At 71.2% G+C, this 22,200-nt stretch carries 22 protein-coding genes; 16 read left to right on the plus strand and 6 right to left on the minus strand.

Annotated elements, in window-relative coordinates; all coding sequences use genetic code 11:
* From ACFP1K_RS00005 to ACFP1K_RS00020, 4 genes are all read left to right on the plus strand, one after another.
* Positions 1–597, plus strand: a 597-nt coding sequence (locus tag ACFP1K_RS00005; protein WP_380745642.1) for a type II secretion system F family protein, incomplete at its 5' end; no start/stop codon positions are given.
* A 604-nt stretch (positions 598–1,201) separates the two neighbouring features.
* Entirely contained in the window at positions 1,202–1,741 is a 540-nt protein-coding gene (locus tag ACFP1K_RS00010) for a DUF4244 domain-containing protein (RefSeq protein WP_380745644.1), read from the plus strand.
* Positions 1,738–2,148: a TadE family type IV pilus minor pilin gene (locus tag ACFP1K_RS00015; RefSeq protein ID WP_380745647.1), complete on the plus strand. Its 411-nt coding sequence runs from the start codon at positions 1,738–1,740 to the stop codon at positions 2,146–2,148. Before ACFP1K_RS00010 ends, ACFP1K_RS00015 begins: the two co-directional genes overlap by 4 nt.
* A 460-nt stretch (positions 2,149–2,608) precedes the next feature.
* A complete protein-coding gene (locus ACFP1K_RS00020; protein WP_380745650.1) occupies positions 2,609–2,965 on the plus strand; it encodes an Rv3654c family TadE-like protein in 357 nt (118 codons plus the stop codon).
* A gap of 864 nt (positions 2,966–3,829) precedes the next feature.
* Here ACFP1K_RS00020 and ACFP1K_RS00025 read toward each other — a convergent pair.
* A complete protein-coding gene (locus tag ACFP1K_RS00025) occupies positions 3,830–6,175 on the minus strand; it encodes a DEAD/DEAH box helicase (RefSeq protein ID WP_380745653.1) in 2,346 nt (781 codons plus the stop codon).
* Positions 6,176–6,330: 155 nt separating this feature from the next.
* Between ACFP1K_RS00025 and ACFP1K_RS00030 the strand changes: the two genes are divergently transcribed.
* The 4 genes from ACFP1K_RS00030 to ACFP1K_RS00045 all read left to right on the plus strand — a co-directional run bounded on the left by ACFP1K_RS00030 (position 6,331) and on the right by ACFP1K_RS00045 (position 10,538).
* Positions 6,331–6,681 carry an STAS domain-containing protein gene (locus ACFP1K_RS00030; RefSeq protein WP_114029683.1) on the plus strand — a complete coding sequence of 117 codons (351 nt, stop codon included), beginning with the start codon at positions 6,331–6,333 and terminating at the stop codon, positions 6,679–6,681.
* A 2-nt stretch (positions 6,682–6,683) separates the two neighbouring features.
* Entirely contained in the window at positions 6,684–7,154 is a 471-nt protein-coding gene (locus tag ACFP1K_RS00035; protein ID WP_380745656.1) for an ATP-binding protein, read from the plus strand.
* 482 nt (positions 7,155–7,636) lie between these two features.
* Positions 7,637–9,970: a sodium-translocating pyrophosphatase gene (locus ACFP1K_RS00040; protein ID WP_380745658.1), complete on the plus strand. Its 2,334-nt coding sequence runs from the start codon at positions 7,637–7,639 to the stop codon at positions 9,968–9,970.
* Positions 9,971–10,055: 85 nt separating this feature from the next.
* On the plus strand, positions 10,056–10,538 hold the full coding sequence (locus ACFP1K_RS00045) for a SixA phosphatase family protein (RefSeq protein ID WP_380745660.1): 483 nt from the start codon (positions 10,056–10,058) through the stop codon (positions 10,536–10,538).
* Here the strand turns inward: ACFP1K_RS00045 and serB are convergent.
* Positions 10,535–11,749 (minus strand): phosphoserine phosphatase SerB, encoded by a 1,215-nt coding sequence (gene serB / locus ACFP1K_RS00050; RefSeq protein ID WP_380746236.1) that lies wholly within the window; start codon positions 11,747–11,749, stop codon positions 10,535–10,537. The genes ACFP1K_RS00045 and serB overlap by 4 nt on opposite strands.
* 111 nt (positions 11,750–11,860) lie before the next feature.
* Between serB and ACFP1K_RS00055 the strand changes: the two genes are divergently transcribed.
* Positions 11,861–12,646: a GNAT family N-acetyltransferase gene (locus ACFP1K_RS00055; RefSeq protein ID WP_380745663.1), complete on the plus strand. Its 786-nt coding sequence runs from the start codon at positions 11,861–11,863 to the stop codon at positions 12,644–12,646.
* Entirely contained in the window at positions 12,643–13,515 is an 873-nt protein-coding gene (locus tag ACFP1K_RS00060) for a lysophospholipid acyltransferase family protein (protein ID WP_380745666.1), read from the plus strand. Before ACFP1K_RS00055 ends, ACFP1K_RS00060 begins: the two co-directional genes overlap by 4 nt.
* Before the next feature lie 53 nt (positions 13,516–13,568).
* On the opposite strand, the gene ACFP1K_RS00065 is transcribed toward ACFP1K_RS00060, so the two are convergent.
* The 3 genes from ACFP1K_RS00065 to ACFP1K_RS00075 all read right to left on the minus strand — a co-directional run bounded on the left by ACFP1K_RS00065 (position 13,569) and on the right by ACFP1K_RS00075 (position 15,891).
* A complete protein-coding gene (locus ACFP1K_RS00065) occupies positions 13,569–14,126 on the minus strand; it encodes a hypothetical protein (RefSeq protein WP_380745668.1) in 558 nt (185 codons plus the stop codon).
* A gap of 83 nt (positions 14,127–14,209) precedes the next feature.
* Positions 14,210–15,211 carry an S-adenosylmethionine:tRNA ribosyltransferase-isomerase gene (locus ACFP1K_RS00070; RefSeq protein WP_380745671.1) on the minus strand — a complete coding sequence of 334 codons (1,002 nt, stop codon included), beginning with the start codon at positions 15,209–15,211 and terminating at the stop codon, positions 14,210–14,212.
* Positions 15,208–15,891 carry an SDR family NAD(P)-dependent oxidoreductase gene (locus tag ACFP1K_RS00075; RefSeq protein WP_380745674.1) on the minus strand — a complete coding sequence of 228 codons (684 nt, stop codon included), beginning with the start codon at positions 15,889–15,891 and terminating at the stop codon, positions 15,208–15,210. Before ACFP1K_RS00075 ends, ACFP1K_RS00070 begins: the two co-directional genes overlap by 4 nt.
* A 123-nt stretch (positions 15,892–16,014) precedes the next feature.
* Here ACFP1K_RS00075 and ACFP1K_RS00080 point away from each other — a divergent pair, with 123 nt between their 5' ends.
* Both ACFP1K_RS00080 and ACFP1K_RS00085 read left to right on the plus strand, forming a co-directional pair.
* Complete coding sequence (locus tag ACFP1K_RS00080) at positions 16,015–17,178, plus strand: GAF domain-containing sensor histidine kinase (protein WP_380745677.1); 1,164 nt, start codon at positions 16,015–16,017, stop codon at positions 17,176–17,178.
* Positions 17,175–17,807 (plus strand): response regulator, encoded by a 633-nt coding sequence (locus ACFP1K_RS00085; protein WP_380745680.1) that lies wholly within the window; start codon positions 17,175–17,177, stop codon positions 17,805–17,807. The genes ACFP1K_RS00080 and ACFP1K_RS00085 overlap by 4 nt, the downstream gene beginning before the upstream one ends.
* Positions 17,808–17,867: 60 nt before the next feature.
* Here ACFP1K_RS00085 and ACFP1K_RS00090 read toward each other — a convergent pair whose 3' ends face one another.
* Positions 17,868–18,632 (minus strand): hypothetical protein, encoded by a 765-nt coding sequence (locus ACFP1K_RS00090; RefSeq protein WP_380745683.1) that lies wholly within the window; start codon positions 18,630–18,632, stop codon positions 17,868–17,870.
* 133 nt (positions 18,633–18,765) lie between these two features.
* Here ACFP1K_RS00090 and ACFP1K_RS00095 point away from each other — a divergent pair, with 133 nt between their 5' ends.
* From ACFP1K_RS00095 to ACFP1K_RS00110, 4 genes are all read left to right on the plus strand, one after another.
* A complete protein-coding gene (locus tag ACFP1K_RS00095; RefSeq protein ID WP_380745686.1) occupies positions 18,766–19,560 on the plus strand; it encodes an ABC transporter ATP-binding protein in 795 nt (264 codons plus the stop codon).
* 120 nt (positions 19,561–19,680) lie between these two features.
* A complete protein-coding gene (locus tag ACFP1K_RS00100; protein ID WP_380745689.1) occupies positions 19,681–20,604 on the plus strand; it encodes an SPFH domain-containing protein in 924 nt (307 codons plus the stop codon).
* Between the two features lie 111 nt (positions 20,605–20,715).
* Positions 20,716–21,471: a sulfite exporter TauE/SafE family protein gene (locus ACFP1K_RS00105; RefSeq protein WP_380745693.1), complete on the plus strand. Its 756-nt coding sequence runs from the start codon at positions 20,716–20,718 to the stop codon at positions 21,469–21,471.
* A gap of 30 nt (positions 21,472–21,501) precedes the next feature.
* Positions 21,502–21,741, plus strand: a complete 240-nt coding sequence (locus tag ACFP1K_RS00110) for a hypothetical protein (protein WP_380745696.1) — start codon at positions 21,502–21,504, stop codon at positions 21,739–21,741.
* The last annotated feature ends 459 nt before the right edge of the window (positions 21,742–22,200 follow it).

Below are 22,200 nucleotides of genomic sequence, written 5' to 3' on the forward strand. Positions count from 1 at the left end.
CTGAGGGCTGTTGGGGCGGGCGTGCTGGTGGGAGGGGTGGCGGGTGTATTGGTGGTTGGAGGGATTCTGGGGGTGGTGGTCGGGGGGTGTGCGGGGGGTGTTGTGGTCGTGTTGAGGCGGCGGGGGGAAACGGGGGAGGAGCGCAGTGAGCGGATGCGGGTGATGGGAGATCTGCCGTTCGCGGTGGATCTGATGGTGGCGTGCCTGCGGGCCGGTCTGCCCGTCGCCGGCGCTGTGGAAATCGCCGCCGAGGCGGTGGGCGGCCCACTCGCCGCGAAACTCTCGTCCGTGACCGGAAGGTCGCGCCTGGGGGCCGTGCCCGAAGAGGCCTGGGCGGAACTACGCGATGATCCCGCGCTCTCGACCCTGGCCCGGGACATGACCCGGGCCGCGACAACCGGCGCCCCCGTTGCCGATGTCCTGAGCAGGCTGTCCGACGACGCCACCCGCGAGGCCCAAGCCGCATCCTCCGCCGCCGCCCGCCGAGCAGGCGTACAGGTCATCGCCCCCCTGGGACTCTGCTTCCTCCCGGCATTCGTCTTCCTCGGCATCATCCCCATCGTCGCGACCCTCGCCACCCAGGCCTTCAACAACTGACCACCCGAAGTCCTCGCACGGCGCCCCAACCCCCACGGCCCTCCGGCCGCCCCGAGGACATCCGGCTGGGGCCACGCCCGTCGGTGACCCTTGCGGGCGGCGTCCTGCCGGGCTCGAGGGCCACTCGGTTCGGTCCTCGCCGACTCCACGGCGAGCGGCAGCCTCGACGTCGTCCCGCCTGTACGCCGGCCTGTTCACGATCGACGTCGCCAGCCGGTGCCACGGCTCGTCCGGCGTGGCGGTCTTGCCCGCCCCAACCTCCCCCGAAAGCGCCACCCTCCGCTCCGCTCCGTTCCGAGCAGCGCCAGCGCCTCGCCCTCCTCAGACGGCCCTCGTGCGGCCCTCGTGCGGCCGTCACCCGCAACGGCCCAGCCCAAACGAGGGCCGCGTGCGAAGTCCCGCCGGTCATAAGGGCGCCCAGTTCAAGCAACGCTTGCCTGTAGCTCTGCTGACGGCGTTACGCCCGGCTTCTGGAAGGGGTGCCCGGCTTCGAGCATGGCCCGCCTGAGCCCGCTATGGACGGAGGCAGGCCGCTTCCGGGAGTGCTCGGCTTGGTGTCCGGCCGCTTGATGTCCTGTCCTGCGTTCGCGGTGGGAGGGGGCCCGTGCTGGTTCCAGCCGCTCGGCTTCTGTTTGGCCCACAAACCGAACTTCGTTCGATCGGTTATCCACAGAACGACATTCAGGGCGGATCTGGGGTGCCGTGCCAGGTCAGCATGGCCCTGTTCATCGTGTCGGGCGGGTCGCTCGTTCGGCTGCGGGAGTACTTCAGGGAGGGCAACATGCGCAGTTGGGTCTGCTCACAGGGGCGGCATGCGGTCGGTGCGGAGCGGAAGCGGGACGTTCTCGCCGTGCGGCGGGTGCGCAGGTCGTACGGGGAGGCGCTCGGGCGGATCGTCGCCGACAGGTGTCGCGGTGCCCGTGCTCAAGCCCGCGCCCTGTTGAACCGCCTCAGGGCGTCGAACCATCGGGCTCTGGTGATGGCCCGCACTCGTGCTCAGGCGGGCATGTCCACCGCCGAGTACGCGGTGGGCACGATCGCCGCCTGCGCCTTCGCCGGTCTGCTCTACAAGATTGTGACCAGCCCTGACGTCCGCAAGATGCTCACCGACATCATCGGCCGTGCCCTCAGGCTCGCCGGATGATCCGGCGACTGCCATCCGGAGAGCGGCGCACCCGGCTCCGACGCCGCCGATGCGAACGGGGGGCGGTGACGGCTGAGATGGCGGTGGGGTTGCCGGTGGTCGGGCTGGTGCTCGGCGGGGCGCTTTGGGGAGTGGTGGCTGTAGGGGTGCAACTGGAGTGCGTTGACGCGGCCCGAGTCGGGGCGAGGGCAGCCGCGCGGGGGGAGCCGTTGGAGGAGGTGCGGCGGGTGGTCGCACGTGCCGTTCCGGCTGGAGCGGTGGTCCTCGTGAGCCGTGACGCCGAGCTGAGCCGTGTCACCGTCTCGGCGACCATACGGCCGGGTTCCATGGCACTCATCCCCGCAGTGCCCATCAAGGCCGACGCCGTCTCCGCCACGGAGCCCGGAGTCCAGGAGCCGCCGTCATGAGGTGGTGGCGACCAGGCGGATCCGCGGGTGAGAGGGGCTCCGAGGCGTTCCAAGGCGGACGCCGTATCCGCCGTGGAGCCTGGGGTTCAGGAGCCGCCGTCATGAGGTGGTGGCGACCAGGCGGATCCGCGGGTGAGAGGGGCTCCGAGGCGTTCCAAGGCGGACGCCGTATCCGCCGTGGAGCCTGGGGTTCAGGAGCCGCCGTCATGCGGTGGCGGCGGCCAGGCGGGTCCGGGTGCGCGAGGTGGCGGCGATCAGGCAGGTTCGGATGTCAGAGTGGCTGCTCAGAGGGGCTGGGAGGTGTTTTCGGCGGACGCCGTTTTCGCCTGGAGCCTGGGGTTCAGGAGCCACTGCCATGAGGGGGCGGCGATCAGGCTGGTCCGGGTGTCAGAGGGGCTCTGAGGTGTTTCACGGCGGACGCCGTTTTCGCTACGGAGCCTGGGGTTCAGAAGGCTCTGCCATGCGGTGGCGGTGGGTGGGGTGTGAGAGGGGCTCTGCGACGATTTGGCTGATCTGTGTGATGGCGCTGGTCTGGTTGGTGGCTGGTGGACTGGTGGCATCTGGCATGGTCCGCGTGGCGCGGCATCGTGCCCAGTCCGCCGCTGACCTCAGCGCCCTCGCGGGAGCCGTTCATGCCCTGGCGGCCCCCGCTCAGGCCTGTCATCGAGCACGCACCCTGGCCACTGCCAATCACGCCACTCTGACCCGGTGCACCGTTCGCACCGGCGTGATCCAGGTCCAAGTGGCCGTCCAGCTCCCCATTCCCCTCCTGGGGCTCAGGACCATGACAGCCCATGCGCGCGCGGGCCCTGCCTGATCCACGAGCCCCACCGAAGGGTTCGATAGGGGTCTGCCGTACGGTCGCCCCCGGCGCGGTGGTGTCCCGCCAAGTGGTGTGATTCCGTGCTGCGGGTTTGGGACAGGGCGGCAGGCTCGAAGGGCTGGGTGAGGGCGAGGCCGGGGCGGTGGCGAGGGTGGGGCCGGCGGCCTCGGGGGTGCGGGTGTCCCCCGCGGGAGAACAGCCCTTGGTGACGTCCCGCCAGGTGGTGTGATTTCCATGACCGTGATCATGAATGCGTCGCCCTAGGCGCCAGGTGGCGGGCCATCGACACAATCCCCAGGAGTTACGCCACTTCAGGGGACGTCACCCAGCCCTTGCGGCTTCCGCGCGGAGCGCGCCCTCGGCAAGGACCATTCTCAGGGCGCCCAGCACGCTCGGTTTCCCGCCGTGAGGCGGCGCCGCCGGAGCCCCGTTGCCTCGTCGGGTTCGTCTTCTTTTGGCGCCGGGTCGGCGGGAGGTTGGATGGCGAATCCGGCGCCCTCATACGGTGGGATACCGGCCCGAGGGGACGCGTCGTGGTGGAGCACCGTGAGCCTGGCAGGACCCGGGGGTGCGGGGGTGTCCCCCGCGCAGGCACAGCCCTTGCGCCCTTCGCGCGGAGCGCGGCCTCCCGCGAGGACCATTTCACCGGCGCCGCACGCACGCCGGGTTGTCCGCCGTAAGGCGGCGCCGGGTTCGCCGCACCACATCTCGCCGTACCGGCGCCGGGAGCACAGGCCGCTATTCGCCTGGGCGCGACGTGTTCGGTCGCGACGTGTTCGGTTGCGACGTGTTCGGTTGCGACGTGTTCGGCCGGCCACGTGTTCGGCCGGTGCGGGGTCGGTTGCGGTGGGGCGGTTGTTATGGAGACGGGTGTTTTGGGGGGGTTTGGGGGGTTAGGAGGGTGGTTAGGAGGTGGTGGGAGCCTTGTTTGTCTAAGGGGTCGTTGGCGTTGCCGCATTTGGGGGATTGGATGCAGCTGGGGCAGCCGTTTTTGCATTCGCAGGAGTGGATGGCTTCTTGGGTGGCTTTTAGCCAGGCGGGGGCCTTTTGGTAGGCGCGTTCGGCGAAGCCGGCGCCGCCTTCGTGGCCGTCGTAGACGAAGACTGTGAGCAGGCCGGTGTCGGGGTGGCGTTCTGTGCTCACGCCGCCTATGTCCCAGCGGTCGCAGGTGGCGAACAGGGGGAGCAGGCCTATTGAGGCGTGTTCGGCGGCATGGGCGGAGCCGGCCAGGTCGTGGCCGGCGGCCAGGAGGGGGGCTACGGCTTCGTCGGGGAGGGTCCACCAGACGGCGCGGGTGCGGAGGGTGCGTGGGGGGAGGTCCAGGGGCTCCTCGCCCAGGACCTCGCCGGTCTGGAAGCGGCGTTTGAGGAACGAGACGACCTGGCGGGTGACCTCGACGGTGCCGAAGTGGAGCTCGCCGGGGCCGAAGGGGTGGGAGCGGAGGGACTCCAGGACGGCGATGTCGGTGACGTCTCGGGCGAAGGTGGAGTAGTCGGGCTCGGCGGCGGAGACCAGGGCTACGCCGGCGTCCAGGTCCAGGGTGTCGACGAGGTAGGTCTCGCCCTGGTGCAGGTGGACGGCGCCGGTGTGCACGGCGGTGTGGGCGGACGGCTCGTCCACGGTGCCGAGGAGCCGTCCGGTGGCGGCCTCGACGATCTGGACGGGCGCGCCGCCCGAGCCCCGGATGTCGGCCAGGTCCGCGGCCCGCTCGCGCCGGGTCCAGAACCACCCCTGCGGGCGGCGCCGCAGCATGCCCCGTTCGACCAGGTCGTCCAGCACGTCAGCCGCCGACGGGCCGAAGGTCGGCAGGTCGGCCTCGGTGAGCGGGATCTCCGCGGCCGCGGCGCACAGGTGGGGGCCGAGGACATAGGGGTTGTCCGGGTCGAGGACGATCGCCTCGACCGGTTGCCCGAAAAGCGCCTCGGGATGGTGGACCAGGTAGGTGTCCAGGGGATCGTCGCGCGCGATCAGCACCGCGAGCGCGTCCTGGCCGTCCCGCCCGGCACGCCCGGCCTGCTGCCACAGCGACGCCCGCGTGCCGGGCCAGCCGGCGATCAGCACGGCGTCCAGGCCGGACACGTCGATCCCCAGCTCCAGAGCGTTGGTGGACGCCAGCCCCATGACCGCGCCGTCCCGCAGCGCCTTCTCCAGCCGCCGCCGGTCCTCGGCGAGGTACCCGGCCCGGTACGCGGCCACCTGGGCGGGCAGTTCCGGCGACACCTCCTCCAGGTTGCCGCGGGCGATCAGCGACACCGTCTCGGCGGCGCGGCGGGACCGGACGAACGCCAGGGTGCGGACGTCGTCCACCACGAGATCGGACAGCAGGTCGGCGGTCTCCGCCGTCGCGGTGCGCCGCACGGGGGCGCCCCGTTCGCCGCGCAGGTCCGTCAGGGGCGGCTCCCAGAGCGCGAAGGTGGTTGAACCCCGGGGAGAGGCGTCCGTGGTCACCTCGGCCGTCTCAAGGCCGGTGAGGCGCATCGCCGCGATGGCGGGGTCGCTCACCGTGGCCGACACGAGCACGAACACCGGACGGGAGCCGTATTTCGCGCAGATCCGGCGCAGCCGCCGGAGGATCTGCGCCACGTGGGACCCGAACACCCCCCGGTACCCGTGGCACTCGTCGATCACGATGATCCGTAGCCGCCGCCAGAACGATGTCCACGCCGAGTGCCGGGGCAGGATCGACCGGTGCAGCATGTCGGGGTTGGTGAGGACGTAGTTGGCGTTGCGCCGCACCCACTGGCGTTCCTCGATCGGGGTGTCGCCGTCGTAGGTCGCCGCCCGCACCTGGGCGAGGTCGAGCGCCCGCACCGCGCGCAGCTGGTCCGCGGCGAGCGCCTTGGTCGGCGTGAGGTACAGGACGCTGCCCCCGGAAAGGATCTCCGACACGGCCGGCACCAGGTAGGCGAGAGATTTTCCCGACGCGGTCCCCGTGGAAATGATCACGTTTTGGCCACGGTGCGCGAGGTCGGCGGCCGTCGCCTGGTGCTCCCAGAGCCCGTCCACGCCCAAGTTTCGCAGACGGCTGACAAGCGGCTCGCCGACCCAGTCGGGCCAGCGCGCTTCACCTGCCTGACGTGCGGGAACGTGTTCCACATGGGTGACACGCTCCCGGCGTGCGGGCACGGCGAGCAGCCGCGCGAGCAGCGGCTCGGCTCGCCGTGAGGGTGATGTAGTCGCAGTCACTGGTTTCCAGTTTGGCATCTTGGGGGAGAGTCGCCCGGAGTCGTGATTTCGTATAGACACAAAGGCGGGGCGTGGTTGAATGCCGCGCGTCAGGGTATTGCGCGCTGGGGCTTGGGGTCCCAGCATGTCAGACCCCTCGTCGTGGACTCAGCAGGCAAGGCGCTGGAGGATCTGTGGATCTGAAGTTGGACCACCACACCGAAGACCGGCTCACCATCGTGGAAGTCGAGGGTGAGATCGATGTCTATACCGCGCCGAGGCTGCGTGAGCTGCTGATCGACCTCGTGAACAAGGGCAACTTCCATCTCCTGGTCAACATGGAGAAGGTGGACTTCCTTGATTCCACCGGACTCGGTGTGCTGGTCGGCGGGCTCAAGCGCGTTCGGGCGCACGACGGCTCCCTGGAGCTCGTCTGCACGCAGGAGCGCATCCTGAAGATCTTCCGGATCACCGGGTTGACCAAGGTCTTCGGGATTTACGCCTCGGTCGAAGAGGCCAAGGAAGCTCACGGCCGAGACAAGTAGTCATGGCCACCGTCGAGCTGACGTTCAGTGCCCTGCCGGCGCACGTCCGCACGGCGCGGTTGGTCGCCACGGCCATCGCGCGCCGCACGGGGGTGGCGGAGGCGTTGCTGGACGAAGTACGGCTCGCCGTCGGAGAAGCCTGCTCGCGGGCAGTGGAGGCTCATCGCGTCCACTGCCCCGGCGAGCCGATCCGCATCGAGCTGTGCGATGACTCAGGCCGTTTCGAGGTCACGGTGACCGACTCGGCACCGAGCGACGACCTGGAGCAGGTCTACCAGGACGACGACGGCCCGCCCACCGCCGTCAACGGCACCGCGCTGGCCAGTCTGCTGCCCGCCGACACGCTGATGTCCGGTTTCGGCATCGCGGTCATCGCGGCGCTGGCGGACGACGTCGAGGTGTACCCGAGTGCCAAGGGTCTGCGGATCCGGATGAGCTGGCCGGCCGCCACCACGGGCCTCCCGGCCGCCTGACCGCCCTCTCCTGACTCTCCGAGCCGACGGCGGGGTTCGCCGTGCCCGGACGGTCCCGCCACTCGCGTTCCCGGCACTCCCGGAAGGCTTCGCAGGGCATCACCCGGTCCCGTTGGGGCCGGGTGTTTCGGTATGGCCACAGGTATTTCGGTCATCATATTTTGGCAATACAATCTTGGCCGTAACATGAGGGTCGCTCCGACCGGGGTGGGGAAAACCGCGTTGTTGCAGGGCAAAGCCCCGCTGCCTGCCGATCGGGTTCCTGATTGGCTGGGGGAAGAGGCTTCATATCTGGCTGATGCCTGCGTAGACTCCCCGCACCGGCCAAGGTTTTGTCCCCGCAGATCGACGTCGCCCTGCGGGAGGTCTGCGGACGTTACCGGAAGCGGCACTGCCAATCCAGCTCGGATGCGCGCCGCCCCCCGACTCGATTTCGCAGCGCGGTCCGAGCTCGGACCTACCCGTCAGGCCGAGGAGGACGGATGTCTGGGCGTTATCTAGCCGCTGACGACGCCGCAGCGGTATCCCTTAGCGGTTCCCATCTCACCATCGTGGTCGTGGTGGCCGCGGTCGCGTTGCTCGCGCTCGCCGTCGCGGGCGCGCTGGTTCGCGAGGTGCTGGCCGCAGGTCAGGGCACCGAACGCATGCAGAACATCTCGCGTGCGGTTCAGGAAGGCGCCGCGGCGTATCTCACGCGGCAATTCCGGACGCTTGCCATATTTGTAGTGCTCATCCCTTTTCTACTGCTTCTGTTGCCCGCTGAGTCGACCGGTGTGGCCATCGGCCGTTCGGTCTTCTTCGTGGTCGGCGCGGCGTTCTCCGCGCTGACCGGTTTCATCGGTATGTGGCTGGCCGTGCGCGGGAACGTGCGCGTGGCCGCCGCCGCCCGTGAGCAGGGCGAGAAGGTCGCCATGCGCATCGCCTTCCGCACCGGCGGCGTCGCGGGCATGTTCACCGTGGGCCTCGGCCTGCTGGGCGCGGCGATCGTGGTGCTCGCCTACCGTGGCGACGCCCCGAGCGTCCTGGAGGGCTTCGGCTTCGGCGCCGCGTTGCTCGCGATGTTCATGCGTGTCGGCGGCGGCATCTTCACCAAGGCCGCCGACGTCGGCGCCGACCTGGTCGGCAAGGTCGAGCAGGGCATCCCCGAGGACGACCCCCGCAACGCCGCCACCATCGCCGACAACGTGGGCGACAACGTCGGTGACTGCGCGGGCATGGCGGCCGACCTGTTCGAGTCGTACGCCGTCATGCTGGTCGCCAGCCTCATCCTGGGCAAGGCGGCCTTCGGCACCGAGGGCCTGGTGTTCCCGCTGATCGTCCCGATGATCGGTGTCATCACCGCCATCGTCGGCATCTTCGCGACCGCGCCGCGCACCGGCGACCGCAACGGCATGGCCGCCATCAACCGCGGCTTCTTCCTGTCGGCCATCATCTCGGCCGTCCTGGTGGCCGTGGCGGCGTTCGCCTACCTGCCCGGCTCGTTCGCCGAGCTGACCAATGTCAGCACCGCCATCGCCGGTATCGACTCCGACCCCCGCCTGATCGCGATCGGCGCGGTGCTGATCGGCCTGGTGCTGGCGAGCGCCATCCAGGTGCTCACGGGTTACTTCACCGAGACCAACCGCCGTCCGGTCAAGGACATCGTCGAGAGCTCGCGCACCGGCGCGGCCACCGTCATCCTGTCCGGCATCGCCGTCGGCCTGGAGTCCGCGGTCTACTCGGCGCTGCTGATCGGCGGCGCGGTGTACGGCGCGTTCCTGCTCGGCTTCGGCAACGTGACCGTGGCGCTGTTCGCGGTGGCGCTGGCCGGCACCGGCCTGCTGACCACGGTCGGCGTGATCGTGTCCATGGACACCTTCGGGCCGGTCTCCGACAACGCCCAGGGCATCGCCGAGATGTCCGGCGACGTCGAGGGCGAGGGCGCCCGCATCCTTACCTCGCTGGACGCGGTGGGCAACACCACCAAGGCGATCACCAAGGGCATCGCCATCGCCACGGCGGTGCTCGCGGCGACCGCGCTGTTCGGCTCGTTCCGCACCGCGGTGGAGAGTCAGCTCGCGCAGGCGAGCGCGGGCGTCAAGGACGCGCTGGGCTCGTTCAGCTCGTTCAGCCTGTCCGTCGACTCGCCGGACGTGCTGGTGGGCCTGATCGTCGGTGCCGCGGTGGTGTTCCTGTTCTCCGGGCTGGCGATCAGCGCGGTGGGCCGGGCCGCCGGGCGGGTGGTGTTCGAGGTGCGTGAGCAGTTCCGCACCAAGCCGGGCATCATGGCCGGCACCGAGCTGCCCGACTACGGCCGTGTGGTGGACATCTGCACCCGTGACTCGCTGCGTGAGCTGGCCACACCCGGTCTGCTGGCGGTGATGACGCCGATCGCGGTGGGCTTCGCGCTGGGGTACGCCCCGCTCGGCGGCTACCTCGCCGGGGCCATCGCGGCCGGCACGCTGATGGCGGTGTTCCTCGCCAACTCCGGTGGCGCGTGGGACAACGCCAAGAAGCTGGTCGAGGACGGCCACCACGGCGGCAAGGGTTCCGAGGCGCACGCGGCCACGGTCATCGGTGACACGGTCGGCGACCCGTTCAAGGACACCGCCGGTCCGGCCATCAACCCGCTGATCAAGGTGATGAACCTCGTCGCCCTGCTCATCGCCCCCGCGGTCGTCACGTACGCCGACAACGCGGGACTGCGCGTCGGCGTCACCGTGCTGGCGGTCGGGATCGTGGTGGCCGCCATCGTGGTCTCCAAGCGGCGCTCGTCGAGCATCGCCCCGGCGGGCGGCAGCGCCACGCCGATCGAGCCGGAGAAGGTCTCCAGCTGATCGTTCGCTGAATCCCGGGCGTACGGCCGCGCAGCCGTACGCCCGGTGGCGTATATCGGTCATGCTCCTAGGGCATAGTTGGCGGGTGAACACCCTCATCGTCCTGCGGCACGCGAAGGCCGCGCACGTTCCCGGCCTGGCCGACCGGCAACGCCCGCTGACCGACCGCGGCGAGCGGGACGCCGGTCGGGCCGGGGAGACGCTGAAGTCGATGGGCCTGATCCCCGACCTGGTGCTGTGCTCCCCTTCCGAGCGCACCAGGCGGACGGCCGAGCTGACCCTCGCGACACTCGCCCCCGACGCCCCCGTCCAGATCGAGACGGACATCTACGAGGCCTACCCCGACGAGCTGGTGGAACTGATCCGCCGCACGGGTGACGAGGTCTCCACCCTGCTGCTGGTCGGCCACAACCCGGGCGCCCACGAGCTGTTCCTGAACCTCACCCTGGCCCGCGACGAGCACAAGTTCCCCCCCGGCGCGTTCGCCGTGATCGAGACCACCGAGGCCTGGAGCGACCTCGGGCCCGGCGACGGCCGCCTGGCGCGCCGCTGGAACCCCAAGGACTAGGGCGTCAGGTCGTCCTCGGCGTCCGCGGCGACGATCTCGTCGCGGGAGATGCCGAGGAGGTAGAGGATGGCGTCGAGGTAGGGGACGTTGACGGCGGTGTCGGCGGCCTGGCGCAGGACCGGCTTGGCGTTGAAGGCGATGCCGAGGCCGGCCGCGGTGATCATGTCGAGGTCGTTGGCGCCGTCGCCGATGGCGACGGTCTGGCTGATGGGGATGCCGGCCTGGCGGGCGAAGCGCTCCAGGGCCCGGGCCTTGCCGGGGCGGTCCACGATCTCGCCGGTGACGCGGCCGGTGAGCTTGCCACCGGCCACTTCGAGGGTGTTGGCGGCGGAGTAGTCGATGCCGAGGTCGTCGACCAGGGAGTCGGTGATCTGGGTGAAGCCGCCGCTGACGATGGCGAAGCGGTAGTCCAGGCGCTTGAGGGTGCGCACCAGCGTGCGGGCGCCCGGGGTGAGGACGACCTCGGCGCGGACGCGCTCGAAGACGTCGGTGGAGAGGCCCTCCAGGAGGGCGACGCGTTCCCGCAGGGAGGCGGCGAAGTCGAGCTCGCCGCGCATGGCGGCGGTGGTGATCTTCTCGACCTCGTCCATGCACCCGGCGTGCGCGGCGAGCAGCTCGATCACCTCGCCCTGGATGAGCGTCGAGTCGACGTCCATGACGATCAGCCGCTTGGCCCGGCGGTGCAGGCCGGACCGCTGAACGGCGACGTCGACCTCCTGCAGCACCGCCTCGGCCGCCAGCGCCGTGCGCAGGGAGTCGGGGTCGGCGCCGGAGATGGCCATCTCGATGCAGGTGACCGGCTCGTGCGCCAGGCGCTCGATGCGGTCGATGTTGGCACCCGCCGCCGCGATGCGTCCCGCGATGCCGGCCATGGCGGCGGGCTGTAGCGGCTCGCCGAGGACGGTGACGTGCAGGCGGCCGCGGCGGCGCTTCTCCTTGGCGTCGGTGCCGGTGGACAGCTCGACCTCCATGCCGAGGTCGTCCGCCAGCCGTTCCACCGCCGTCCACAGGGCGCCGATGGTGCCGCCGGTGCCGGTCGGCGGGCCGCCCGCGTACGCGACGAGCACGCCGAGAGTGAGCCGGCCGCGAATCACGACCTGCTCGATGTCGGCCACGATCACGGGGAACGTCGCCAGCACGCTGAAGAGCCGGGACGTCACCCCAGGGCGGTCGGGGCCGTTCAAGGTGATCAAAAGCGTTCGCTGCTTCATCACCGGACAACGCTACCGACCGCTCAGAGTGAGCGTGCACACGGTTCACCATACGGACGGCCGATGGCCATCTCCGCATGTCTTCATGGGTGCCAGAAGAGGAGGCATGCCATGACCCAGCTCTTTCCCGGCGGCGTGACCGGCGATGTTCGCGGCGGTCCGGGCTCCGGTGACGGTCAGGGTGTCCTGACCGACGCGCACGGCCGGTACACGGTGACGCTCGCCAGGAACGGCGCGGAGATGCGTGAGGCCCAGCGCCTGCGCCACCTGGTGTTCGCCGAGGAGATGGGGGCACGCCTCGACTCCCCGATCACCGGCCTGGACGTGGACGCGCTGGACGCCTACTGCGATCACCTTCTGGTGCGGCAGGGCGACCAGGTCGTAGGGACGTACCGGTTGCTGGCGCCCGGCAGGGCCGACCGGTTGTACTCGGATGGCGAGTTCGACCTGTCGGGGCTGGCGGGGATCCGCGGCGACATGGTGGAGGTGGGGCGCACCTGCGTCCATCCCGATCACCGGGGTGGCGCCGTGGTCGGGCTCATGTGGGCCGGTATCGCCAGGTACATGGTGGCCGGGGGCTACGGGTGGCTCGGCGGGTGTTGCTCGATTCCGCTGGACGACGGGGGGATGACGGCGGCGGGGGTGCTGGACAAGATCCCGCTCGGGCCGGAGAAGTACCGGGTGACGCCGCGGCACGCGTGGACGGGGTGCGGGGTGCCGCGGCCGGACCGCTTCGTGATCCCGTCGCTGCTGCGGGGATACCTGCGGCTCGGGTCGTGGATCTGCGGGGCGCCCGCGCACGATCCGGACTTCGGGACGGCGGACTTCTTCGTGCTGCTGTCGCTGGCCGAGATCGACACGCGGTACCTGCGGTACTTCCTCGGGGTGCCGGAATGAGCGCCTGGACGTGGGTGCCCAGCGGGCCGTGCACGGTGTCGGGGTGCGTGACGCCGGCCCCGCGCGCGGCGGGGCCGGTGCGGCTGGCGGGGCGGGTGCTGGCGGTGGTGGTGCTGGTGCTCGTGGCGTTGCCGTGGACGGCGGTGGCGCGGCGGCTTCCCGCGTCGGTCCTGGCGTCGGCGACGATGGCGCAGGCGCGGCTGTTGTTGCGGGTGCTCGGGGTGCGGGTCCGGGTGCAGGAGGGGTTCACGGTGTTCGGGGGGACCGCGGCGCCCCGTGCGGCCGCGGTTCCCGGGCCTGAGGGTGCGCTGATCGTCGCCAATCATGTGTCCTGGCTGGATCCGGTGGTGGTGGCGGCGGTGTTGCCGTGCCGGGCGCTGGCCAAGAGCGAGATCGCCCGGTGGCCGGTGCTGCGGACGCTGGTGGCGGGGAGTGGGGCGGTGTTCATCGACCGGGAGCGGTTGTCGTTGTTGCCCGGCACGGTGCGTCAGGTGGCCGACGTGCTGCGTGGGGGGCGGTCGGTGGTGGCGTTTCCCGAGGGGACCACATGGTGCGGGCGGGGGACGGGGCCGTTCCGGGCCGCGGTGTTCCAGGCGGCTGTGGACGCGGGGGCTCCCGTACGGCCGGTCGCGCTGCGGTACGGGGACGCGGGAGGCGCGCTCGCCACGGCTCCCGCCTTCGTGGGCGAGGACAGCCTGCTGGCGTCCCTGGGGCGCATCCTGCGGTCTCGTGGGCTCGTGGTCGAGGTGACCCTCTTCCCCTTGCTCGCCCATGAGCCTGGGGCCACCCGCCGCGATCTGGCGGGTCTCGCCCGCGCCACGGTGTCGGGCGATCTTCCGAGGATCCACGAGGTCCCGGCCGCCGCCTGACCGTTGAGCGGGGCGCCCGGGGCACGGGCGGTCGTGCCCCGGGGGGAATGGGTCTAGCGGATGATCTTGGTTCTTACCTTGAGGTACTTGATGTCCTGGGCCAGGTCGAGCTTGTCGAGTTCTTCGGGGTTGGTGATGTCGACACCGCCGGGGACGTCGACGGAGAACGTGCCGAACTCGCCGTAGACGGAGCCCTTGGTGCTGCGCTTGAGCCAAACCTTGACCTTGACGGTGGTGGTGCGGCCGGGCTTGAGGGTGTCGAAGAAGCAGATGAGTTCGCGCTTCTCGATGTCGCAGACGGTGGAGGAGGACTTGCTCACGACCCTGGTCTTCGAGGCGCCCTTGGGGAGGATCGCCAGGAGGCCGGCGAAGTCGGTGGGCCACTCGCCGACGTTCTTGCTCTTGATGGTGTACGTGAACGAGCCCCCGCGCCGCACGTACTTGTTGTAGTAGACGGTGGCCTTGAGGGGGGACTGCGGTGAGGGCGTGATCCGGGCGGCGCTCGCGGGCGCGGCCGGGGCCGTGGCGGCGGTCGCCGGTACGGCGAGCGCGGAGCCCGCCAGTGAACCGGCCACGGCCAGGGCGGCGAGTGCGGAGAGGTGCCGTCGCATTGGGTTGACTCCCGATGAATGGATGACGTCTGCGCGTCAGCAGCGTCATTTCGGTATAGATCAGCGCGAAACTACGCTGCCGATCACATATCGGGAATGATCATATGGACGTCACCGAACTCATGCCACAGATATGCGTTTCGCATTGCCTCTTCGTAAGACCTGGCCAGCAACTCCTCTCCCGCGATGGCCGAAAGCATCATCAGATGGCTGGACCGCGGCTCGTGCAGTCCCGTGATCAGCCCGTCCACCACCCGCACCCCGTCCTGCGGCGTCACCACCCGCGACGTCCACCCCCGCGCCGCCCGTACCCGCCGCCCGCCGGGCACCACGGCGCTCTCCAGCGCCCGCACCACCGTGGTCCCCACCGCGACGACCCGCCCGTCCGCCTGGTTCACCAGCCGCGCCGTCTGCGCCGGCACCGCGAAACGCTCGGCGTACGGCGGCTCGTCCTTCTCCGGTGACGCCACCCCGGTGTGCAGGGTCACCGTCGCGATCAGCACCCCCCGGGCGACCAGCCCCGTCACCACCTCCGGGCTGAACGGCCGCCCCGCGCTCGGCATCTCGGCGCTGCCCGGCCGCACCCCGAACACCGTCTGGTACGCCGACAGCGGCCAGTCCCGAGGCACGTACGAGTACCTGATCGGCTTGCCGTGCTCACGCAGGTAGCCCGCCACGTCCCGGTCCAGCCTCGCCCGCCACAGCCGGGGCGTCTCCCGGTCCAGCAGCCGCAGGGTGGCGCCGCCCGGCATGGGCAGCCACTCCCCGGGCTCGCCCCCGCCGTACGGCGCCGTGGTGTCCCCGGCCCGGCGCCGCAGCTCCACCAGCCACGAGCCGTCCTCGCGCTCGGTGGAGAAGTGCACGGCCAGCCGGTCCAGCGGCACCGCCGCGGGCAGGGTGGCCGAGTCGTTGACCACGAGCAGGTCCCCGGCCCGCAGCAGGTCGGGCAGCTCGGTGAAGGCGTGGTGCGTGATCTTCCCGGAGTCCTTGCCCGACACCATCAGCCGTACGGCGTCGCGCGCCTGGCCGCGTTCCTCGGGCGGCTCGTGCGCCTCGCGGACCGGGGAGAGCTCGAAGGTGGTCACCGGGTCACCCGGCCGCTGCCCGGCCGAGCGCGCACCAGGTCCACCAGGAACGCCGCCACGATCTCCGGGTCGTCGGCCCCGGCGGCCTCCTCCTCGCCGACCGCGTCGGCCAGCATGCGGGTGCGCATCTCGCCCGGGTCCACCCACCACACCGCGAGGTCCGGCTCCTCCGCGGCGAGCACCTTGGACAGCTGTTCCAGCGCCGCCTTGGTCGCGCCGTAGCCGCCCCAGCCCTCGTACGCCTCCACCGCGGCGTCCGACGAGATGTTGATCACCGCGCCCCCGCGTTCGCGCAGCCCGCGCAGGGTGGCCTGGATCATCCCGAGCGGCGCGACCACGTTCTGCCGCAGCGCGTCGTCCAGGGCGTCCAGCGGGTAGACCGCCAGGGTGGGCAGCGGGGCGGCGCCGAGCGTGCTCGCGTTGTTCACCAGCAGGTCGAGGCCCCCGAGTTCATTCACGGCCTGCGCGAGCCGCGCGCGGTGCGCGGGGTCGGCCACGTCGCCGGGCAGCGCCGTGGCGCCGGTCTCCAGCGCGGCCTTCTCCAGGTCCTCCGCCCCCCGGGCGGTGATGACCAGGTGCCAGCCCTCGGCGGCCAGGGCGCGGGCCAGGGCGAGCCCGAGCCCTCGGGAGCCCCCGGTGACCAGGGCCGTGGGTGTTCGTGTGTCCGTCGATCGCGTCATGCCCCGACGCTAGAAGCGGGCGCGGCGCGGGGCATCGGGCGCAGGACCCGGCTCGGGCTCGGCTGATGGGCCTAGGACCTGCGACCCGGGTCACGGTCCCCGCGGGCGCCTACAGTGTGGGGCGTGACGGCGGAACGGAACCCCGGCATCGAGCCCCGCTTCGACCACGGCGCCGAGCGGGACGCGGTGCTGCACGCGGTCAGTTCCGCGGTGCTGGCGGTGACCAGGCACCTGTCGGTGCGCGAGGTGCTCCAGGTGATCGTGCGCTCGGCGCAGACGCTCCTGGACGCCCGCTACGCCGCGCTCGGCGTGCCCGACGTCGACGGCTCGTTCGCCGAGTTCGTCGCCGAGGGGGTGTCCGACAAGCAATGGGAGGCCATCGGGCCGCTGCCGCGCCAGCACGGCATGCTGGCCGCGCTGCTGCACGAGGCGGCGCCGGTGCGGCTGGCCGACATCCGCAAGGACGCGAGGTTCGGCTGGTGGCCGGCCGCGCACCCCGTGCTGAAGGACTTCATCGGGGTGCCGATCAAGGACGGGGAGAACGTCCTCGGCATCCTGTTCCTGTCCAACAAGCGGGCCCCCGGCGGGTTCACCCGGCAGGACGAGAACCTGCTCATGCTGTTCGCCGCGCACGCCGCCATCGCCATGACCAACGCCAGGCTGTACGAGTGCGTGCGCGAGCTGACGATCTCGGAGGAGCGCACGCGGATGGCCCGCGAGCTGCACGACGCGGTGACCCAGAAGCTGTTCTCGCTGCGGCTCACCGCGCAGGCCGCGGCGGCCCTGCTGGACGCCGACGCCGAGCGGGCCCGCGCCGAGATCGACACGGTACGGCGGCTGGCGGGCGAGGCGCTGGCCGAGCTGAGGGCCGTCATCGTCGAGATGCGCCCGGCCGAGCTGGACCGGCACGGGCTGACCGAGACGCTGCGCAAGCACGTCGGCCTGCTGGACCGGCTGAGCCCGGTGGCGATCACGTTCGAGGGGCACCCCGTGGGGGATCTCACCCCGGACACCGAGGTGACCGTGCTGCGGGTGGCGCAGGAGGCGCTGCACAACGCGCTGCGGCACGCCAACGCGTCGCGGATCCACGTGTCGCTGACCGCGGAGGGGGCGTGCCTGGTGCTGGAGGTCCGTGACGACGGGGACGGCTTCGTGGCCGAGGAGCCCACGCTGCGCGGGCTCGGGCTGCTGTCCATGCGGGACCGGGCCGAGGTGCTGGAGGGGACGTTGAAGGTGGTGTCCGAGCCCGGCGCGGGGGCCGTGGTGCGGCTGGAGGTGCCGCGGTGATCCGGGTGGTGATCGCCGACGATCACCCCGTGGTGCGCCAAGGGCTGCGCACCTTCCTCGGCCTTCAGGACGACCTGGACGTGGTGGGGGAGGCCGCCGACGGGGCCGAGGCGGTGGCGCTGGTCGGGACGCTGGCGCCCGACGTGCTGCTGCTGGACCTGAAGATGCCCGTGCTGGACGGCCTCGGCGCGCTGCGTGAGCTGGCCGGGCGGGGCGGCGCCACCCGGGTGATCGTGCTGACCTCGGTGAGCGACCGGGGCGACGTGGCGCCCGCGATGCGCTCCGGCGCCGCCGGGTTCCTGTACAAGGACGTCGATCCCGAGGCGCTGGTCCAGGCGGTCCGCGCCGTGCACGGCGGCCAGGTGCTGCTCGCGCCCGAGGCGGCCGAGGCCGTGCTGGGAGGTGCGGCCGGGAGCGCCCCGGGTGGCCCGTCCATCGCGGTGCTCACCGAGCGGGAGCGTGAGGTGCTCGCGCTGATCGCCTCCGGCCGTTCCAACCGCGAGATCGCCCGGGAGCTGGTCGTCGCCGAGAAGACCGTCAAGACCCACGTCTCCAACGTCCTGATGAAGCTCGGCGTCCAGGACCGCACCCAGGCCGCGCTGTACGCCGTCCGCCACGGCCTGGGCTGAGATCTGGACTGTCTTGCCCGCCCGGGGGCGGGCCGGGTGTCGCGGGGCCGGCCCGGGCGGTCAGGGGTGGCCGGGAGTGGGCCGGGGGCCGGGGGTGCGGGAGGAGTGGTGGGGTTCCAGGAGGGCGTTGTGGGCGGCTACGCGGGCGCGGCGCAGGGCGCGGTCGAGCTCGCGCAGGGCCTGGGTGCGGATGGTGATCTGGGTGGAGGTCAGGCCGCGTTCGTCGGCCAGGCGCAGGGCGGTGGTGAGGCGGGCGGTCAGGGCGGCCACGCGGTGGGCGCGGCCGGGGTAGCCGGGGGCCAGGCCGTCGCCGGACGCCCGGAGGGAGGGCTGGTCGCGTTCGGGGCCGTCCACCGAGAGCAGGGCGTCGGTGGCGGAGCGGATGGCGGCGGTGAGGGCGTGCTCGGCCTCGGCGAGGCTCGGGACGTCGGGAGGTGTGGCGCTGGCCTCCATGACGGTCCAGCGGATTCCGGAGTAGGAGGAGCCGCGGAGGTCCGGGGTGGGCACCAGACCGGCGCAGCGGTGGGGGAGCACGGCCGTGACGGCCTGCCCGGCGTCGATGGCGGCGACGGTGAAGGGGGGCGGTCCGGTGAGGCCGAGAGGGTCGCCCGCGGCGGGCAGCGCGAGCCGCATGGCGTTCATGCCCTCGACCCGCAGGTCGGCGAGGAAGGCGCGCAACGGCGCCTCGGTGCCGCGGGTGGAGACGACCTGTGGTCCCCCCGCGCGCTCCAGCCGGTCGACGGCCTCGTCCAGCCCGGCGTGGCCGGTGAGCCAGGCGTTGCCCCAGGCTACCAAGGTGGCGGAGATCGGTGAATCGGGGTGCACCGGACCACGATATGCGCTGATGCTGCAATAGGTTTGGTCCCGAGGGACACTGGGCGGGGCGACCCGCCGGGTGGAGCCGGGCGGCGCGGTGACCCCGCGTTCGTCCGGATCGACATGTCAGGAGGTATTCGGGATGGGTGGTCAGGTGCTTCGGCTCCAGGATGTCGCCGTCCGCAGAGATGGCGCCGCTCTGTTGCGGGGCATCGACTGGACCGTCGAGGAGGACGAGCGCTGGGTCGTGATCGGTGCCAACGGCGCCGGGAAGACCACGCTGCTTCAGGTCGCGGCGGCGTTGCTGTACCCGAGCGACGGCTCGGTGGAGATCCTCGGCGAGACGCTCGGCAAGACGGACGTGTTCGAGCTGCGCCCGCGCATCGGGCTGGCCAGTTCGTCGGTCGCCGAGCGGGTGCCGCAGGACGAGAAGGTCATCGACCTGGTGCTCACCGCGTCGTACGCCATCCTCGGCCGGCACAACGAGGAGTACGACTCGGGGGACGTCACCCGCGCGGTGGAGCTGATCGACCAGCTCGGCTGCGCCCATCTGATCCGGCGCAAGTTCGGCACGCTGTCGGAGGGCGAGCGCAAGCGGGTGCAGATCGCCCGCGCGCTGATGCCCGACCCCGAGCTGCTGCTGCTGGACGAGCCCGCCGCAGGGCTCGACCTCGGCGGCCGGGAGGACCTGGTGCGCCGCCTGTCCGGGCTGGCGTACGACCCCAAGGCGCCGACGATGGTGCTGGTCACCCACCACGTGGAGGAGGTGCCGAACGGCTTCACCCACGTGCTGCTGCTGCGGCACGGCTCGGTGGTGGCGCAGGGCCCGATCGAGTACGTCATGACCGCCGACAACCTGTCGCGCACCTTCGGCGTGCCGCTGAGCCTGGAGCGCAGCGCGGACGGCCGGTGGTACGCCCGCGCGCTGCCGGGGTGACCGGCCGTGATTCTTCTGTGTCCGGGTCATATTCAGCGGTGTGGATGACGAACACGTAAAGCCTGGACCAAATATCATTCCGGCCGGGGGCTCATCTAAATCGTCCGGTCGGAGCAGCTCATGACACAGCTCATCGTCGCCGCGATCGTGGTGGCCATTTCCGGTTTTGCGCTGTATCGGACGATTCGCATCGTTCCGCAGGCACAGGCGTTCATCATCGAGCGCCTCGGGCGCTACCACCGCACGCTCGGGCCGGGCCTGAACATCGTGGTGCCGTTCGTCGACGGCGTCCGCACCATCGTCGACCTGCGCGAACAGGTCGTCTCCTTCCCCCCGAAGCCGGTGATCACCTCCGACAACCTGGTGGTCTCCATCGACACGGTGATCTACTACCAGGTCACCGACCCCCGGGCGGCCACCTACGAGATCGCCAACTTCCTGACCGGCGTGGAGCAGCTCACCGTCACCACCCTGCGCAACGTCGTCGGCGGCATGGACCTCGAGCGCACGCTGACCTCCCGGGACGAGATCAACTCCGAGCTGCGCGGCGCGCTGGACGAGACCACCGGCCGGTGGGGCATCCGGGTCAACCGCGTCGAGCTCAAGGCCATCGACCCGCCGGCCTCCATCCAGGACTCGATGGAGAAGCAGATGCGCGCCGACCGCGACAAGCGCGCGTCCATCCTGTCCGCCGAGGGGCAGAAGCAGTCGGCCATCCTCACCGCCGAGGGCGACCGGCAGGCCGCGGTGCTGAAGGCGCGCGGGGAGGCCGAGGCGGCGGTGCTGCGCGCGCAGGCGGATGCGGAGGCACAGGCCATGCGGGCCAAGGGCCAGGCGGACGCCATCGCCATGGTGTTCCGCGCCATCCACGAGGGCAACCCCGACCAGCAGTTATTGGCTTACCAGTACCTCCAGACGCTGCCCGAGATCGCCAAGGGCGACTCCAACAAGGTGTGGATCGTGCCGTCCGAGATGAGCAAGGCCCTGGAGGGGCTCGGCGGGCTGTTCACCGCCCGGCCAAAGGAGGGCCCTCCGGCGCGGTGAGCGAGGTTCTCCCCGGCCCACGGTGGGGAGGAACCGGGCACAGGCCCCTTGGTCCCCGTCGGTACGGTGTGTCCGCCTAATATCGGGCGAAGCCGTACGAAAGGTGAAATCTTGGCACCGTGGGAGGTGGTCGCGATCCTTGTGGCGGGGGTCGCGGCGGGGGCGATCAACGCCGTGGTCGGGTCCGGGTCACTGATCACGTTCCCGACCCTGCTCGCCCTCGGCTACCCGCCGATCGTCGCCAACGTCTCCAACAACGTCGGCCTGGTCGCCGGCGGGGTGAGCGGGGTGATCGGCTACCGTGCCGAGCTGAAGGGGCAGCGGGACCGCCTGGTGCGGCTCGGCATCGCGTCGGTGGTGGGCGCGGTGGCGGGCGGGCTGCTGCTGATGTCCCTGCCCGCGCAGGCGTTCCAGGTGATCGTGCCGGTCCTGATCGCCATTGCCTGCGTGCTGGTCGTGCTGCAGCAGCGGCTCAACGCCTGGCTGTCGGACCGCAGGGAGACCGCGCGCCCGCACGGCGGGATCTGGCTGTGGCTCGGCATCCTGCTCGCCGGGATGTACGGCGGCTACTTCGGCGCGGCCCAGGGAGTGGTGCTCATCGGGCTGCTCGGCATCTTCCTCGACGACCACATCCAGCGGATCAACGCCGCCAAGAACGTGTTGTCGCTGCTGGTCAACGCCGCGGCGGCCGTGTTGTTCGCGCTGATCGCCCCGGTCGACTGGTGGGCGGTCCTGCTGCTGTCGCTGGGCTCCACGGTGGGCGGCTACCTGGGCGCCGGGGTGGGCCGCAGGCTGTCCCCCCGGGTCCTGCGCGCGGTCATCGTGGTCGTCGGCGCCGTGGCAATTATCAAACTGGTGTACGGATGACCTGCCCATGAAATGGGTATTTACCCTGACATGAAGGGTGACCGGGTGGAGATCGTCATCGACGCCGGCGGCACGCCGCGCACCTACGAAGTCAGCGCGACCAAGGCGGGACGCCGGGTCGACGTAGCCACTCGGCGCGGCCTGGTGGAGGTGAGCGAGGTGACCCGAACCGGCACCCCGGTCCGAACCGCCCGCTTCATGGCCAGCCGAATCCTAGCCCTGGTCGAATTCCCCGCCGCCGACACCAACGGATCCGACCCCGACGAGTAACCAAAGACACGACCACTAGCGGCGCCTCCCGGTCCCGGGGATCGGCTTCCGGTCCCGGGGATCGGCTTCTGGTCCCGGGGATCGGCTTCTGGTCCCGGGCACCGGGTTCCGGTCCCGGGCACCGGGTTCCGGTCCCGGGCACCGGTCCCGGGCACCGGGTACCTGTCGCCCCGGTCCTATGGCCCCGGGGGGAGTCGGCGCCGCGACGGCGGGACGGTGTACGGCGAATCCGGCGCCGTCGTACGGCGGGAAACCCGTGTGTGTGCGGCGCCGGTGAAATGGTCCTCGCGGAGGACGCGCTCCGCGCGGAAGGCGCAAGGGCTGTTCTCATGCGGGGGACACCCCCGCACCCCCGGGTCCTGCCGGGCTCATGGTGTTCCACCGCTAGGTGTTCTGTTGGCCGGTGTCCCGCCGTATGAAGGCGCCGGTTTCGCCGTACACCGTCCCGCCGACTCGGCG

Origin of the sequence: Sphaerisporangium aureirubrum, from assembly GCF_042658925.1 — a bacterium.
Classification (GTDB): domain Bacteria; phylum Actinomycetota; class Actinomycetes; order Streptosporangiales; family Streptosporangiaceae; genus Sphaerisporangium; species Sphaerisporangium aureirubrum.